Here is a 15,767-nt window from a genome sequence, read left to right as displayed (position 1 = left end):
ATCAGACCCGGCGGACTTCGACCACGGTCCGGCTGGCCCGACCGCGCCGCCGTCCCAACAGGAAGGCCAAAACCACCAGCACCGCCACAATCGCAATGCCTGCGGTCAGCATCGGCGTGCGAGCCGCTTCTGCGGTGCGGTCCAGGCTGTGTTTCAGGTCTTCAAACTTTGCCTGGATATCGTCCCTGCCGATCGACTCGCGATCCATCTCCATATCGCTCATGAGCGGCCTCCTCTCGATATGCGAGTCCTGGTGGCCACCAGGACCGCCAGCACAGAAAGCAGTCCGACTAGCACCACCAGATAGGGCAGGGCGCTCATGTTTCCGTCGAACACCCCGGAAGCCTCGGTCTGGAGCAAGCGCAATCCGGCAATGGACAGGAAAACCAGCCCCACGCCGATGCTCAGCGCGCCGAGGATGCCCAGCTTCAGCGTCTTCCCCAACTGGGTGAGGGGAGTAACGATTTCCTGTCGGCCATAGCCGATAAGCAGCGTCTTCAGTTCGGACAACGCTTCGTTGGGCGAATTCCCTTTTCGGGCAGCTTTTGAACGTTTGGCCACGGCTTCCTCCTGCAATCGATCAGCCTATCCCGGTGGTTTCCACTACCCCATCTCGATTCGGGCTTGTATGAGTTCCTCGGCGTCGGCGAGGAACTCATACAACAGGCTCAAACGGCGGGCCGGATTCTCCGCGGTCAACAGCTTCTGTCGGTCCAGCGGCCCGCTGGGAGACAGGGCGGCGAGCTGCCATATCGCGATCGCAGGGTCGTCGGACACCTCGAATGTGGCCGGAGGTCCTGGCGCTCCCAATTCGGACTGCAAAGCCAGCACCCGGCGCCACATGGCAATCACCGGAGGCAGCTTGGCGGCAATTTCCTCGCCGTCGTCGCCTCCGTCGGCGGCATCGGGCCAGTCTTGAACCTCGGCCCGGGGATACGGGTCGTCTTCCAACCAACGAGAAACCCGAATCCGGCGCGTACCACCGGCAACCAGACCCCATCGCCCGTCGGGGAACTCCTGGGCGCTGATGATCCCGGCCGCGGTTCCGGCGGCGGAGCGGATGTCTCCGCCGCCTACCTCGCTACCGCGCTCGATGAGCACCACCCCGAACTCGCGGGCCCCGTCCATGCAGTCCCTGGCCATCTGTCGGTAGCGAGGCTCGAATACGTGGATCGGCACAACCATCGTGGGCATCAGCACCATCCCCAGGGGGAACATGGCCATCGTGCTTGTATCGTTCACGGTCATTGATCCAGGGCCTTATTCGAGACCGGTCAGCTGTTTCGGATCGGTTGGAGGCTGATGTCGTCGAGGCTCGGTTTTGCCGCCAAGGTGGCCAGATGGCGCACGATATTTTCTTCCAGGTCTCGGATAGCCCGGTTGTCGTCGGCGCCGGGCTGGTTGGCAATGAAGGCAAACGTCACTTCTTGGCCCAAGCCGATATCGATGTAGCCCGTCATGGCAGTGACGTTCGATATTCCGCCTGAGAATCCGGTGATCCGTCCCGGATTCGGGACTCCGGCAAACCGATTCCCCAGCGGGCCGACTTCAGCCGCGGTAGGGAGAAGTTCGTGGAACAGCGGGCTGAACTCCGCGCTGTCCAGCAGCGAGGTGAACACAGGGCAGGTCGCGACGTTGGCCGGATCGAGTCCCGAGCCGTCGAATTGGAGCAGTTGGAGCTGGTCTATGTTGATTCCCGCGTCGTTGAGCATTTCCTCTACTGCTTGAAATCCGGCGCTGGTGCTACCGGTGCCCAAAGCGGCCAGACCTACCTCTTTGAGCAGCAGCTCGATGGTCTCGATGTCCCGGCTGGCGAGGATCTGGCCATAGAGATCGGATAGTGGTGCCGATTCGATCGTCGCCATCACGTACACCTCATCGTCCTCGGGCACCGCTTCTGAGCGGGGGCTGCGGCGGATGACCACGTCGCGGGCTTCTAGCATGTCGTCGAAGAGCGCGGCCGCGTAGAACGGCGGATCCTCTGCGGCCAGATAGACATCCGCCTCTTCCTGCTCGCCTGTTCCATCAGCCCCATCGGTTGCCTGTTCAGATGCCGGGATGGGGAACTGCACCCAGCCGTCATCGAATTGCAGGGCAAGCAGGGTGCCGATCTTCTCGGAATCGATGACGCTCTCCGGCCAGGACGGGACGTAACGGAGATCGTCATAGCGAGTGGTGTCCCCCACCACCGCACCGGTCACCAGGGTCAAACCGTCATCCACCAGCTTTTGGGCCAGGTCTTCGATGGGAGTGTGAATCAGGTCTCGGTCCTCGGTCATCGTCGCCAGGAATCCCTCGGTGAACAGCAGCGGATCGCCCCCGCCAACCAAGTAGATGTCGCCGTTCACCACCCCCCCGTCCATCGGAACGGTGGATTGGACCGAGGTGGTGAACGTGTGATCAGGGCCGAGCACCTGGTGGGCAGTCGCCAAGGTGAGCAAGACCAGTGCCTCAGAAGGCCTCACCTGGGTGTTGGCACCGCTCTCGTAGAACGGGGGGTCGTGGCCGTCAAGGGTGATGGAGAGACAAGCGGCCGTGGGGGCGGTGGCCATCAGGTCGTCCAGAGTGGTGAAGAAGTCGGGCTCGGTCAGCGACGGGGTCAGCAGCTCCCGCAAGCGAAGGGTGGATATCAAAGGCGTGCCGACTCCAGGGGGAACGGTGTCGTCAGCTGCCACTTCGCCGAGGTTTTCGTGAAGCCGGTCGCTCAGGTAGTTGGAGCCGAGAAGGGCTCCGAGGGCGACCGCTAGCAGCAGAAGGGGCATCAGGATTCGACGCACCGCGGAAATCCTAGTGGTCCGTCTCGCTGATCACGCTTTGGCTCGCAGATGACGCTTGCGCCATTGGGCGTACCACCACAGGTGGTGCAGAGCCCGCACTGCACGGTCGGCGGAGGGGAAGCAATAGCGGTTTCCGGCCGCCATCGCAGCCGGCCCGGAGTTGCCGGGCTGGGTGACGGCCAGCTCGGTGGCGGCCAGGATGGGTTTGCCGGTTTGGGCTGATGCCTCGGCCGCAGCTGTGGCAAAGCGGCTGTCTTGGCGTTCGTGGTACTCGCAGATTCGGGCCAGCTCGGCTGAGTGGAAGTACGGGCCTGACCGCAGATGGGAGGCGGTGTTGGCCTGAATGCCCATTCCCAAATAGACCACCGCGTCGACTTCACGATGCTCGGCTACCAAGTGGATCGCCTCCGGAATGGTGTCGCGGCTCTCGCCCCCGGCCAGGTCGATAGGGTTGTGGCGGCTCCAGCGGGGCGGCACCAGCCGATCGATGGCCGCCTCCAGATCAGCAGGAAGGGGGACAAGCTCCAGGCTGGACTTCGACACCGCGTCAGCGGCGATGACGCCCCACCCACCCGCGCTGGACAGCACGACCGTGCGGGGACCAGCGGGCAGCGGCTGGGTGGCGAAGGCGGCGACGGCATCGAACGCCTCTTCGATGGTGGCAGCCCGCACTGCACCGCTCTGGCGCACCATGCCGTCGAAAACCCGGTCATCGGTGGCCAGCGCCCCGGTGTGGCTGGCCGCGGCCTTTGCCCCCCGAGGAGTGGTGCCTCCTTTGACCAGTACCACCGGCTTCGCCTCGGACACCTTCCGGATGGCAGCCGCGAATTGCCGGCCGTCGCCCACTCCCTCGACATAGGCGGCCATGGCTTTGGTATGGGGATCGCCGGCAAACCAGCCCAGGTAGTCGACCACTCCCACCATGGCCGCGTTGCCCGCGCTCACCGCCCGGCTGATGCCCACCCCGCTGTGCGCGGCGTAGTTCATGAGCGCTGACACCAGGTTGCCCGATTGGCTGGCCACCGCGATGGGGCCGGGAGGCGGAACTGGCGCCACGATCTGGGCGGCCAGCTTGGCCGGGGTGGAGATCAATCCCTGCCCGTTGGGCCCAGCCACTGTCATGCCCAGCGAGCGGGCCAGATCAACAAGCTCCTCCTCGGCGCGGGCACCCTCGGCGCCGGCTTCCCGAAAACCGCCGGAAGCGATGAAGGCCGCGCCGATGCCCCGGCTGGCTGCTGACCGCAGGATGTCGGCGCAGGTCTGAGGGGGCGTGCAGACCAGAACCATATCGGCTGCCCCCGCGGGCACCTGTTCGACCGATGCCAGCGTGTCGAGCCCCAGAATGGTCGGCTGCTCGGGATTGGTGGCGAAAACCGGCCCGTCGAATCCCCCCGCCAACACGTTGTGAAGAGCGACGAAACCGAACTTCCCCGGATGGGTGGAAGCGCCGGCCACCACTATGCCTCGGGGATTGAACAAGAGATCGAACGGGGTGGGGCTCATGAGCTGCTCACCACGACAAGGGCGTCCACCGCCACCGGCTGGCCGTCGCGAATGACCAGGGGGTTGACATCAATGGCCTGGATTCCCTCCCCGCCCGCCGCTTCGGCCAGACCCAAAAGAGTGGCGGCCAGCGCATCCCGATCCACCGCCGGCTCGCCCCGCAGTGGGCCCAGTAAGGCAGGAATTGCCAGGTCATCGATCATGTCCTGGCAATCGGCCTGACTTGTTGGAAGCAGTCGGAATACCGCCTCCCCGATCGCCTCGGCCAGCACGCCACCCAAGCCGAGCATGAGCGCGGCGCCGAATTGCTCGGTGAGCACGACGCCGGCGATGAGCTCACGATGCCCGGCCACCATCTCCGACACCAGCAAGGCCACCTCGCCGCCGTCGGTTGTGGCCGCGGCGAGCAGGTCCTTCGCGGCGTCTCGCACCGCATCGGGTCTATCCAGACCCAGCCGCACCAGCCCCCGCTCGCTCTTGTGAGCCAGCGACGGGCCGCACAGCTTCAGGGCCACCGGGCCGCCGATCTCTGTTGCCGCGACCACCGCTTCGTCCGCCGACTGAGCCAGCCGGTCTCGACTCACCACAACGCCGTGGCTGGCCAGAAGCCGCTTCGACTCAAACTCCGACAACACCCCCATCTCCGACCAAGCTACCCGTCTGCCTTGTCCTGCCCCACTCCAACGGCGGCAGCATCGGGCGGCGTCACCAGGCGGCGGCACCAGGCAGTATGGTATGTAACCCTCGCCTATCTTCTAGGGTCACACCCGTGGCTGTCGGAGTCGGCGGCTAGCCATGACCCACCAGTCATGACCCGTCAGGAGTTCAAGCTGTGCAGATAGTGATCGCGATCGTTGTAGGACTCGCCCTCACCCAGTTGGCCAATCTGGCCACCACTGTGTACCTGCACCGCGACTTGGCCCATAAGGCAGTGCAGTTGCATCCCGCGCTCCGCAGCTTCTTCAAAGTGTTCTTGTGGGCGGCGACCGGGATCTCCGCCCGCCAGTGGGCCGCAGTCCACCGCAAGCACCATGCGTTCACCGATGCCCCTGAAGACCCCCACTCACCGGTTCGGTTGGGCTGGCTGCGGGTGCAGCTCACCAATGCCGCCCTCTACCGGCGCTCAGCCCGCGATCCCCAGACCACCGAGCGCTACGCCAAGGACATCCCCGTCACCCTGCCCGACCGATTGCTGCTCAACCGCGGGATCATCGGATTGGCATTGGGAATCGCCCTATTGGTGTGGTGGCTGGGCTGGGTTCCCGGCGTGGTGGCCGCAGCGGTCCACACCGTGGGGTACATCGGCTTGGGAGGTTCGGTAAACGGGGTGGCCCACACCTTCGGGCGCCGCCCGTTTGACAACAGCGCCACCAACGTCACTTGGCTGGCTTGGCTGACCTGCGGCGAGGGCTACCACAACAACCACCACGCCGCCCCGACATCGGCCCGCTTCGCCCGCCGTTGGCACCATTTCGACTTGGGCTGGTGGTTTATCAGTGTGGCCAGCCGCGTGGGTTTGGCCCGGATTCGCCACGCCGACGTGGATGCTCTGGCCGCTCGGGCCACCACTTCTGTACCGGGTTGACCCGATATAGACCCACATTTGCGTAACAACCTGTTTTTTCCACTGGCGGCGCGTTCCACCGGACTAGCGTGCGGGGAGTGAGCAGGTATGGGGCCGCTTTATCCGAGCATCCTGACTCGGCCGACGCCGCTGGTGAGGTAATCGGAGAGATCCTCGAAGCGGTGGGATCATCACCTGACCTGGCCGTGCTGTTCACCTCGGCCTCCCATCGAGATGCGATCAACGAAATCGCCGACGCTGTCCATCAGGTTCTGGCTCCATCTGCCCTCATCGGCGCCACCGCGGTGTCGGTGATAGGAGGCCCTCTCGAGGTGGAGGAGCGCCCGGCAGTCTCCCTTTGGGCCGCATCCCAGTGCCCGGCTCAACCAGTGCGACTCGAAGCAGTCCGCAGCCATGAGGGATGGGCCGTCGGCGGGATGCCGGCTGACGCGGAGGGCACGCTGCTGGCTGTTCCCGACCCGTTCACGTTCCCCAGTGAGGCGCTGTTGAAGGCGGGGTCGGCGGTGACGGTGGTGGGCGGGCTGGCCTCCGCCGCCAGCCAGCCGGGAGACAACCGGCTCATCCTCAACCAGGAGGTCTACGACGACGGTGCTGTAGGTGTGCTCCTAGACCCCAGCCTCGAGGTTCGAACTGTGGTCTCCCAGGGATGCCGGCCCATCGGCCAGCCATTCACCGTCACCCAATCCGAGGGCAATATCGTGACCGAGATGGGCGGGCGTACCGCGGTCGACCGGCTGCGGGAGACGCTGTTGGGGTTGGACGAGGCCGACCGGGCACTGGTGGCTAAGGGTCTGCACGTGGGCGTCGTGATCGATGAGCACAAGTCAGAGTTTGACCGGGGTGACTTTCTCATCCGTGGGCTGATCGGCGCCGATGAGCAGACGGGCGCATTGGCGGTGGGCGATGCGGTTGAAGTGGGCACCACGATTCAGTTCCAAGTTCGTGACGCCGCTACCGCTGACGAAGACCTCCGAGAGCTGATGGCCGATACCTCGGCCAGATCGGCCCTGGTGTTCACCTGCAACGGCCGGGGCACCCACTTATTCGACGGCCCCGACCACGACGCCGCTGTGGTCCACGAGGCCCTTGAAAGAGCGCCAGTGGCCGGAATGTTCTGCGCCGGCGAACTCGGGCCAATCGGCGGCCACAATTTCCTCCACGGGTTCACCGCTTCGGTGGTGTTGTTCCCATGACCATCTGAAAGGATCGATCCTTCTATGGCAGCGTTTCCCGCCGCTCTTGAAGCCCAGGGCATCAGCGTGATCCGCGGCCTTGCTATGGACGCTCCCCACCAGGCCCGCTCTGGGCACCAGGGGACGGCTATGGCCATGGCCCCGCTGGCCCATGTGCTTTGGACTCGCATTTTGCGCTACGACGCCGACGACCCGGCCTGGCCCGACCGGGACCGGTTCGTCCTAAGTGCTGGCCATGCATCCATCCTTCTCTATTCCATGCTTCATCTGACCGGCCAGGGCTTGACCCTTGAGGACCTTCGAGACTTCCGCCAATGGGGCAGCCGCACTCCTGGACACCCCGAAGTCGGGCACACCGCGGGGGTGGAGGTGACCACTGGTCCGCTGGGTCAGGGAATTGCCAACGCGGTGGGGATGGCGGTGGCTGAGCGCTGGCTGCGCGATCGTTTTGGCTCCGACGTCTGCGACCACCGGGTGTTTGCCCTGTGTAGCGACGGCGACCTCTCCGAGGGAATCAGCCACGAGTCTGCCTCACTTGCTGGGCATCAGCGTCTGGACCGGCTGGTCTGCCTCTACGACGACAACCGAATCACCATCGATGGATCCACCGACCTGTCCCTGTCCGACGACGCCGCTCGGCGGTTCGAAGCCTATGGCTGGCACGTCTTGGACTTGGGCGAGGCAGCCGACGACCTCGACGCTCTGGAAGCAGGCATTCGAACGGCCATGGCGGTTGACGACGCCCCGTCGATGATCATCGTGCGCAGCCATGTCGCCTACCCCTCCCCTGGTCAAACCGACAACCACGAGGCCCACGGCTACTCGCTGTTCGACGACGAGATCGCCGCCACCAAAGCGGTGATGGGGCTGCCGACCGACGAGTCGTTCTATGTGCCCGCCAATGTGGTCGATGCTTACCGGGCCGCCGGCCGCCGGGGCGCCGCTGAGCGGTCGACCTGGCGGCAGCGAGTGGAGGCCCTCGGCTCGCAGCGCTCGGAGTATGAGGCCTGCCTGGCCGGCCGGGGTCTGCCCGGCTGGGAGCACAAGCTGCCGTCGTGGCCAGCGGGCGACTCGGTGGCCACCCGCAAAGCCAGCTCGGCCTGTCTCAACGCCATGGCCGACGTGGTGCCCGGCCTGGTTGCGGGAGGGGCCGACCTCACCGGAAACACGGGCACAAGTCTGGCCGATGCCGAACCGCTCAGCTCGGCCCATCCTTCCGGTCGCCAGATTTACTTCGGCATCCGGGAACACGCCATGGGTGCAGTAATGAACGGCGCCGCCCTGCACGGCGGGGTGGTGCCGGTGGGCGGAACCTTCCTGGTATTCAGCGACTACATGCGGCCCGCGGTGCGCTTGGCCGCGCTGTCTGGGGCCCACAGCATCTTCGTGTGGAGTCACGACTCGGTGGGTGTCGGCGAGGACGGCCCTACTCACCAGCCGATCGAGCAGGTCATGTCGCTGCGGGCCATCCCCGGACTGCGGGTATTCCGACCGGCCGACGGCAACGAGGTGGCCCAGGCATGGCGGCTGGCCGTGGATTTGGACGGCCCCAGCGCCATGATTCTGACCCGCCAGAACGTGCCCACCCTGGAGGGGACCGCGGCGGCCGACAGCGTGGCCCGAGGCGCCTACACCCTAGTGGACGGCCCCCATCCCGACGTGATCTTGGTGGGCACCGGCAGCGAGGTGTCAGTATGCGTGGACGCGGCCGCGTCCTTGGCTGAACAGGGCGTGGCCGCCCGAGTGGTCTCCATGCCCTGCTGGGAGCTGTTCGCCGCCCAAGACCCCGCCTACCGGTCCGAAGTGCTTCTTCCCGGAGTGCCCAAGCTGTCGGTGGAAGCTGGGGTGACCCTGGGCTGGGAGCGGTGGGTGGACCTGCCGGTGGGCATCGACCGGTTCGGGGCGTCGGCCCCGGGCTCGGTGGTGCTGGACAAGCTGGGCATGAACTCGGCCAATGTGGCGGCCCAAGCGGCGGCACTGATCGACATCCAGGAGTAACCACAATGAGCAGTCTCCACGACCTGTATCGCAACCACGGCCAGAGTCCTTGGCTGGACAATCTGCGCCGGGAGTGGATCGACAACGGGGAACTGACCCGCTGGGTTGAGCGCGGGGTGCGGGGGCTCACCTCCAATCCGAGCATTTTCCAGAAGGCCATGACCTCGGGAACCGATTATGACGAGCAGTTCGCCGGGTTGCTGTCCGACGGCCTGAGCGTCGCCAATGCCTACTGGGAGCTCGTGCTCACCGACATCGGCGGCGCCCTCGACGCGCTCGCCCCAGTTCATGAGGCCAGCGGCGGCGTCGACGGCTTCGTCTCGGTGGAGGTCGATCCGAAGTTGGCCCGCGACTCCGAGGGCACCCTGTCCGCCGCCCGGGCGCTCAACCAACGTGTTGATCGCCCCAATCTCTACGTGAAGATTCCCGGCACTGCTGAGGGACTGCCCGCCATCCAGGCCATGACCGCTGAGGGCCGCAGCGTCAACGTGACCCTTTTGTTCTCCCTGACCCGCTACGCCGAGGTCATCGAGGCCTACCTCGGCGGCCTGGAGGCCCGCGAGGGCGACTTGTCGTCGGTGTCCGGGGTGGCCTCGTTCTTCATCAGCCGTACCGACACCGAGGTCGATCGCCAGCTCGAGGCCATTGGCACCCCCGAAGCCCTGGCGTTGCGCGGCCAGGCCGCGGTAGCCCAAGGCCAAGTGGCCTACCAGATCTTCAAAGAAAAGTTCACCGGACCCCGATGGGAGGCCCTGGCCGCTCGGGGGGCGCGGGTGCAAAGGCCGCTGTGGGCTTCCACTTCCACCAAGAACCCGGCTTATCCTGACACCCTCTATGTCGACCAGCTCATCGGACCCGACACCGTGAACACACTGCCCGACGCAACCCTGGAAGCGTTCACTGACCACGGCACCCTGGCCCGCACCGTGGACGCCGACCCCGACGCGGCTCAGGCGGTTCTGGATAGAGTCACCGATGTCGGTGTGGATCTGGAAGCTGTGGCCGACCGGCTGGAGGAAGAAGGGGTGTCGGCTTTCGTGAAGTCATTCGACGATCTGCTCGAGAGCCTGACTACCACCGCCGACCGGTTGATGGAAGGCGCTCGGTGACGATCGCTGCTCCAACCAGTCGAGACCTGCTGGACTTGGGCCTCGATGACCTGATGGCCCGGGCCCGGGCGGTGCGAGATCGGGTGCACGGCACTCGGATCACCTACTCCCCCAAGGTGTTCATCCCCCTCACCATGCTGTGCCGGGACAAGTGCGGCTACTGCACCTTTGCCCAGCCACCCGCCCGATTGGAGTCGCCCTACTTGAGCGATCACGAGGTGCTGGCCATCGCCGAGTCGGGGGCAGGAGTCGGATGCCACGAGGCGCTGTTCACCTTGGGCGAGCGTCCTGAACTTCGCTACCCCGATGCCGCGAAGTGGCTGAATGAGCACGGATTTGCCTCCACAGTGGACTACCTGGCCCATGCCAGTCGCCTGGTGGTGGAAAAGACCGGCCTGCTCCCCCACGCCAACGCCGGTGCCCTCTATTCCGAGGAACTGGCCCTGCTCCGCAAGACCGCCCCGTCGCAGGGGATGATGCTGGAGACCCTGGCCGATCTGGACTGCCATCGGGGATCGCCCGACAAGGCCCCCGAGCGGCGTCTGGCCACCCTCGAGGCAGCCGGGGAGCTGGCCATCCCGTTCACCACCGGCATCTTGGTGGGCATCGGCGAGACTAGGGCCGACCGGGTCGACGCTCTGGAGGCCATTGCCGAATCGCATCGGCGCTGGGGCCATGTTCAAGAGGTCATCGTGCAGAACTTCTTGCCCAAGCCGGGCACGGCCATGCACGCTGCCCCGCCCTGCGACCACGACGAGTACATGGAGGCGATCGCCCTGGCCCGCCTCATCTTGCCCGAGGAGGTCCATCTCCAGGCCCCGCCCAACCTATCTGACGACTTCGGCCAACTGCTCGACGCGGGCATCGATGATTGGGGCGGCGTGTCGCCGATCACCGCCGACCATGTGAATCCCGAGCGCCCCTGGCCGGCCCTCGACCGCCTGCGGGCCGTCACTGAGGCCAAGGGGTTTGCCTTGGCCCCCCGGTTGACCGTGTATCCCGAGTACGCCCTCGATTCCGAGCGGTGGCTGGATGCCGACATGCGATTTCCGGTGCTGGACCGGGCCGATGCCGAAGGCATGGGGCGCCCCGACGACGCCGGTTGGTACTCCGGTGCCGATGCCCAGCCACCGATGCTGCTGGCCGCGCCATCTGTCAATGGGGTCCCGAACGGTCGCGCCACCGCCGGAGGAGCCGTGGGTGAAGTGATCGCCGGGGTCCGGGCTGGCCAAGAAGTCGGGGTCCCAGAGATCGTCGCTCTGTTCGGTGCCCGCGGTCCCGAGGTGCGGGCGGTGGCCGCACTGGCCGACGAGCTCCGCCAGGCCGCGGTGGGCGACGAAGTCACCTGGGTGTCCAACCGCAACATCAACTACACCAACGTCTGTACTTTCAAGTGCCGGTTCTGCGGCTTCTCCAAGGGGCCGCTATCGCTCAACCTGCGGGGCGACCCCTACCTGCTGAGCTTGGACGACATTGCCGAGCGCACCGTGGAAGCAGCCGAGGCCGGGGCCACCGAGGTCTGCCTCCAAGGCGGCATCCACCCCAACTTCGACGGCGACTACTACATCGACGTGACCCGCGCCGTGAAGGACGCCGTGCCCGACATCCATGTCCACGGCTTTACTGCGCTTGAGGTAACCGAGGGCGCCCGCCGCCTGGAGGAGCCGCTGGCCGACTATCTGCGCCGCTTGATGGACGCTGGCCTTCGCTCGCTGCCGGGCACGGCTGCTGAGATCCTCGATGACGAGATCCGTGCCGTGATCTGCCCCGACAAGATCGACACCGGCGAGTGGCTGGAGGCCCACCGCACCGCCCACGGACTGGGACTGCGGTCCAACGTGACCATCATGTTCGGCACGGTCGAACAACCAGTCCACTGGGCCCGCCACCTAGTCCGCACCCGCGAACTCCAAAAGGAGACCGGCGGGTTCACCGAGTTTGTGCCCCTGCCCTTCGTCCACATGGCCGCTCCCATCTATTTGCAGCGGCGGTCTCGGCGGGGTCCCACTTTCCGGGAGGCGCTGCTGATGCACGCCGTGGGCCGAATCGCCTACCACGGCTGGATCCACAACATTCAGGCCTCGTGGGTGAAGCTCGGCATGGCCGGGGCCGCCCAGATGCTCCAAGCCGGCGTCAACGACCTCGGCGGTACCCTCATAAACGAGAACATCTCCCGAGCCGCCGGCGCCTCCCATGGCCAAGAAGCCACCGAAGACGACCTTCAAGCGCTGTGTGCTCCCTTGGGCCGCACCCTCCGCCAACGCACCACGCTGTACGACGGGGTCGCTGTCTAGGTACTAGCTAGCCCCGAGCGCCAGAAGGTCGTGCCCGGTGGCGAAGGTTTCGCTGGGGCGGAGTTCCATCACTCGCCGCCTATGGTGATGGTCCATCGGGCGCCGGGTTCGGTATCCACTTCGATTACGGCGTTGCCGGTTTCGCAGCCGGCGAACCCGCCGACGTTTAGCACTTTGCGTCCGGTCCACACGCCTTGGTCGTCAACGATCTCGTTTACGAGCAGGTCGCATCGTGAGCCCGCCTGGCTGAGGGTTACGCTGAGGTGTCCGGTTGCTGCCGCCGCTTCAATCTCGACTATGTGGGTGCCCTCGGTGAGTGCAACTGCAACGATGTCTGATCCAGTCCCGGTCTTGCTGGCTGGAATCGGGGTCGGTTCGGGGGTCGGGTTGATGGTGATGGTCCATCGGGCGCCGGGTTCGGTATCCACTTCGATTACGGCGTTGCCGGTTTCGCAGCCGGCGAACCCGCCGACGTTTAGCACTTTGCGTCCGGTCCACACGCCTTGGTCGTCAACGATCTCGTTTACGAGCAGGTCGCATCGTGAGCCCGCCTGGCTGAGGGTTACGCTGAGGTGTCCGGTTGCTGCCGCCGCTTCAATCTCGACTATGTGGGTGCCCTCGGTGAGTGCAACTGCAACGATGTCTGATCCAGTCCCGGTCTTGCTGGCTGGAATCGGGGTCGGTTCGGGGGTCGGGTTGATGGTGATGGTCCATCGGGCGCCGGGTTCGGTATCCACTTCGATTACGGCGTTGCCGGTTTCGCAGCCGGCGAACCCGCCGACGTTTAGCACTTTGCGTCCGGTCCACACGCCTTGGTCGTCAACGATCTCGTTTACGAGCAGGTCGCATCGTGAGCCCGCCTGGCTGAGGGTTACGCTGAGGTGTCCGGTTGCTGCCGCCGCTTCAATCTCGACTATGTGGGTGCCCTCGGTGAGTGCAACTGCAACGATGTCTGATCCAGTCCCGGTCTTGCTGGCTGGAATCGGGGTCGGTTCGGGGGTCGGGTCGGGTGTCGGTTCGGGGGTCGGGTTGACAGTCGGGTCGGGTGTCGGTTCGGGGGTCGGGTTGACAGTCGGGTCGGGTGTCGGTTCGGGTTGGGCGTTGGTTCGCAGAGTAGTTAGGGCGGTGTCGTCGAGGGTGAGGTAGCAGCCGATACTGTCGTGGTAGCCCCAGCTGAGGCGGGCGAGGACGGTTTGGCGATCCGTGGTTTTGGCGACATCGACGGGGCGTTGGCCGAACTTGTGGTGCTCGAAGCACTGTCTTGACGCTTCGGTTTCCGCAGTGGGCAGGTTTTTGGGGGCGGGCGCTGCTCGCAGGGTGGCCAGCGCGGTGTCGTCGAGGGTGAGGTAGCAGCCGATGCTGTCGTGGTACCCCCAGTTCACCTGGGCCAACACGGTTTGGCCGTCGGCGGCTTTAGCCGCGTCGACGGGCTGAGCGCCGAATTTGTGGTGTTCAAAGCACCGCTGCGCCGCGCTCGGCTCAGCGCCGCCCTGAGATACGGCAGGACCCGCGGGCACTGCTGCCACCGCGCCGAGAGAGGCGACCACGAGAATTGCACGGCACATCCACTTCATGGGCATGGCTGGCAATGCTACCCCCGCTAGTCGGCACGCCAGCACTGTGTCAGCTCAATAGCAGCTGCCTGGATTCTTTTGGCTGCCAGGTGGTGATGCCTACTTCGGGAAAGGCTTCGGGATTGGATTGAGATCGGGCGAGGGATGGCCCTGAGCGTGCCTGCCCAGAGGGGAATTCGGCGTAGGGCCTAGGTGGTGGTTGTAGTTCGTAGGCGCCGTTTCGGTCTCTGCTCACGACCCAGCCGTCGTCGTGGATGTTGTGGTGGCAGCTTTTGCAGACCAGAACGAGGTTGTCGATGTCGGTGCGTCCGCCGCTCAGCCATTCTTCAATGTGGTGGGCTTCGCACCACACCGCTGATCGTCCGCAGCCGATGCAGTGTTTGTCGCGGATGATAAGGGCGGCTCTTTGGGCTTCGGTGGCCAAGCGGTGTTTGCGCCCTACCCACAGTTCCTGGCCTTTGGTATTGAACACGGCGGGCACGATGTCGGCGTTGCACGCCAGTCTCACGACCTCGTCAATCGGCAGGGGTGTGCCGTCGAGCAGGCGGGCATCGGCCAGCTTCTGGTTAAGCGCGTCCCACCCGGCCGTCAATATCAGTGTGGTGCCGTGGGGTTTGCGGTCGCCGGTGTCGGCGCAGACCAGATTCTCGAGCGCGTCGGCCATCCGCTGGTCGAACCCCGTTAGATCACCGGCGTCGCTGTCGTTTCGCTGGCGGCGCACCTCATCGGCCAGCGCCGCTTCGATCCGGTTCCCCGCAACCGGGTCGAACCGGCCGTTCAAGATGAACATGCCGTCGTCAGAAGACTTGAAGAAGCTCAAGGAGCGGCGCTCCCGCTGCTTGGCCATCAACGACTTGCCATCGTCGCCCGACCGCTCATGCAGGTGATCGCGAAGCGTCCGGGAGAACGTTCCGAAGTCCTCGCGCCGGGCCGCCTCCACCAGCACGGATTCGTCAACCGGCCCCTGGGATGCGGCCTTGGCGATCTGCTTGGCGTGGGCCTCGGGAATCTCCCCCGCGCCCAGCGCGTCGAGAGTCTCGGGAACCTGCGAGAACTGGGAGGCGGTCTCCACTTCCCGGCGGGCCTGCTGCTTAGAAGCCTGCAACTCCTCCAACGCCACCCGGCGGGCCAATCCCTCGCCTCCCCGGCTGGCATAGGCGGCCAATGTCTCCGTTTTCATCGCCGCCAGCCGGGCCTCGGCTTTTTTGATCAGCCCCAGCCGCTCCCGCAGCTCGCACAGCGACAGCCCGGCCACATCAGCCGCCTCCGGCCAAACCGGCCTGGAAGGCGCTCGACCAGTCTGTTTCCCCTGTTCCAGAGGCCTAAACTCCATACATGCAAGTATACCGACCTCTGTGACAACAACTACCCGAATAAACGTTAATAAGCGAATAATGCTTGTTATCAATTGGATATGACCTGAACATAAGCAACAAGGCCCACATTCCCCCCAGAGGCCAAACCGGAATCCAACTAAGCCTCCAACGGAAGCTGCAAGTTGACACCCTCAGCGGCCAATTCACCGAGGTCTCTTCCCGTCCCGAGATCATGTGCGGGCACAAAACCGACGGTGCCATCACCTGCGCGGACGAATTCTGGACCTCTCGCTATGAACGTGGATGGAGAAGGGGTGTTTCGGATCCCCCCACCGGCACGTTCACTGCCATGCTATTCAGTCACCAAGCCAACACCAGAGCGCTGGCCGCTGACGCCCGTACGCAGATTTGCGGGGGG

At 65.2% G+C, this 15,767-nt stretch carries 13 protein-coding genes; 5 read left to right on the top strand and 8 right to left on the bottom strand.

From position 1 onward, the window contains the following. Position 1: 1 nt before the first annotated feature. Genes ACOOGG_RS05380 through ACOOGG_RS05355 form a run of 6 tightly spaced genes read right to left on the bottom strand, consistent with a single transcriptional unit; the run spans position 2 to position 4,921 of the window. Positions 2–223 carry a hypothetical protein gene (locus ACOOGG_RS05380; protein ID WP_420433054.1) on the bottom strand — a complete coding sequence of 74 codons (222 nt, stop codon included), beginning with the start codon at positions 221–223 and terminating at the stop codon, positions 2–4. Further along, positions 220–561: a hypothetical protein gene (locus ACOOGG_RS05375; protein WP_420433052.1), complete on the bottom strand. Its 342-nt coding sequence runs from the start codon at positions 559–561 to the stop codon at positions 220–222. The genes ACOOGG_RS05380 and ACOOGG_RS05375 overlap by 4 nt, the downstream gene beginning before the upstream one ends. A gap of 42 nt (positions 562–603) precedes the next feature. Then, a complete protein-coding gene (locus ACOOGG_RS05370) occupies positions 604–1,248 on the bottom strand; it encodes an LON peptidase substrate-binding domain-containing protein (RefSeq protein WP_420433050.1) in 645 nt (214 codons plus the stop codon). 26 nt (positions 1,249–1,274) lie between these two features. Next, positions 1,275–2,777: a D-alanyl-D-alanine carboxypeptidase gene (locus ACOOGG_RS05365; RefSeq protein WP_420433048.1), complete on the bottom strand. Its 1,503-nt coding sequence runs from the start codon at positions 2,775–2,777 to the stop codon at positions 1,275–1,277. Positions 2,778–2,807: 30 nt separating this feature from the next. Further along, complete coding sequence (locus ACOOGG_RS05360) at positions 2,808–4,280, bottom strand: acetate--CoA ligase family protein (RefSeq protein ID WP_420433046.1); 1,473 nt, start codon at positions 4,278–4,280, stop codon at positions 2,808–2,810. Beyond that, complete coding sequence (locus ACOOGG_RS05355) at positions 4,277–4,921, bottom strand: acetate--CoA ligase family protein (protein WP_420433044.1); 645 nt, start codon at positions 4,919–4,921, stop codon at positions 4,277–4,279. The genes ACOOGG_RS05360 and ACOOGG_RS05355 overlap by 4 nt, the downstream gene beginning before the upstream one ends. Before the next feature lie 200 nt (positions 4,922–5,121). Here ACOOGG_RS05355 and ACOOGG_RS05350 point away from each other — a divergent pair, with 200 nt between their 5' ends. From ACOOGG_RS05350 to cofH, 5 genes are all read left to right on the top strand, one after another. Beyond that, positions 5,122–5,865 (top strand): fatty acid desaturase, encoded by a 744-nt coding sequence (locus ACOOGG_RS05350; RefSeq protein WP_420433042.1) that lies wholly within the window; start codon positions 5,122–5,124, stop codon positions 5,863–5,865. Between the two features lie 77 nt (positions 5,866–5,942). Continuing rightward, positions 5,943–7,058 carry an FIST signal transduction protein gene (locus tag ACOOGG_RS05345; protein ID WP_420433040.1) on the top strand — a complete coding sequence of 372 codons (1,116 nt, stop codon included), beginning with the start codon at positions 5,943–5,945 and terminating at the stop codon, positions 7,056–7,058. Positions 7,059–7,082: 24 nt separating this feature from the next. After that, a complete protein-coding gene (tkt, locus tag ACOOGG_RS05340) occupies positions 7,083–9,056 on the top strand; it encodes a transketolase (protein WP_420433038.1) in 1,974 nt (657 codons plus the stop codon). Positions 9,057–9,061: 5 nt separating this feature from the next. Next, entirely contained in the window at positions 9,062–10,165 is a 1,104-nt protein-coding gene (gene tal / locus ACOOGG_RS05335) for a transaldolase (RefSeq protein WP_420433036.1), read from the top strand. Positions 10,166–10,218: 53 nt separating this feature from the next. After that, positions 10,219–12,459 carry a 5-amino-6-(D-ribitylamino)uracil--L-tyrosine 4-hydroxyphenyl transferase CofH gene (cofH, locus tag ACOOGG_RS05330; protein ID WP_420433390.1) on the top strand — a complete coding sequence of 747 codons (2,241 nt, stop codon included), beginning with the start codon at positions 10,219–10,221 and terminating at the stop codon, positions 12,457–12,459. 68 nt (positions 12,460–12,527) lie between these two features. On the opposite strand, the gene ACOOGG_RS05325 is transcribed toward cofH, so the two are convergent. Further along, positions 12,528–14,039, bottom strand: a complete 1,512-nt coding sequence (locus ACOOGG_RS05325) for a hypothetical protein (RefSeq protein WP_420433034.1) — start codon at positions 14,037–14,039, stop codon at positions 12,528–12,530. 43 nt (positions 14,040–14,082) lie between these two features. Further along, positions 14,083–15,366, bottom strand: a complete 1,284-nt coding sequence (locus ACOOGG_RS05320; RefSeq protein WP_420433032.1) for a DUF222 domain-containing protein — start codon at positions 15,364–15,366, stop codon at positions 14,083–14,085. Between the last annotated feature and the right edge of the window lie 401 nt (positions 15,367–15,767).

Origin of the sequence: Candidatus Poriferisocius sp., from assembly GCF_965214065.1 — a bacterium.
Taxonomy (GTDB): domain Bacteria; phylum Actinomycetota; class Acidimicrobiia; order Acidimicrobiales; family Bin134; genus Poriferisocius.
The sequence above is the reverse complement of the archived record's forward strand: the minus strand, read 5'-3'. Positions and strand labels throughout refer to the sequence as shown.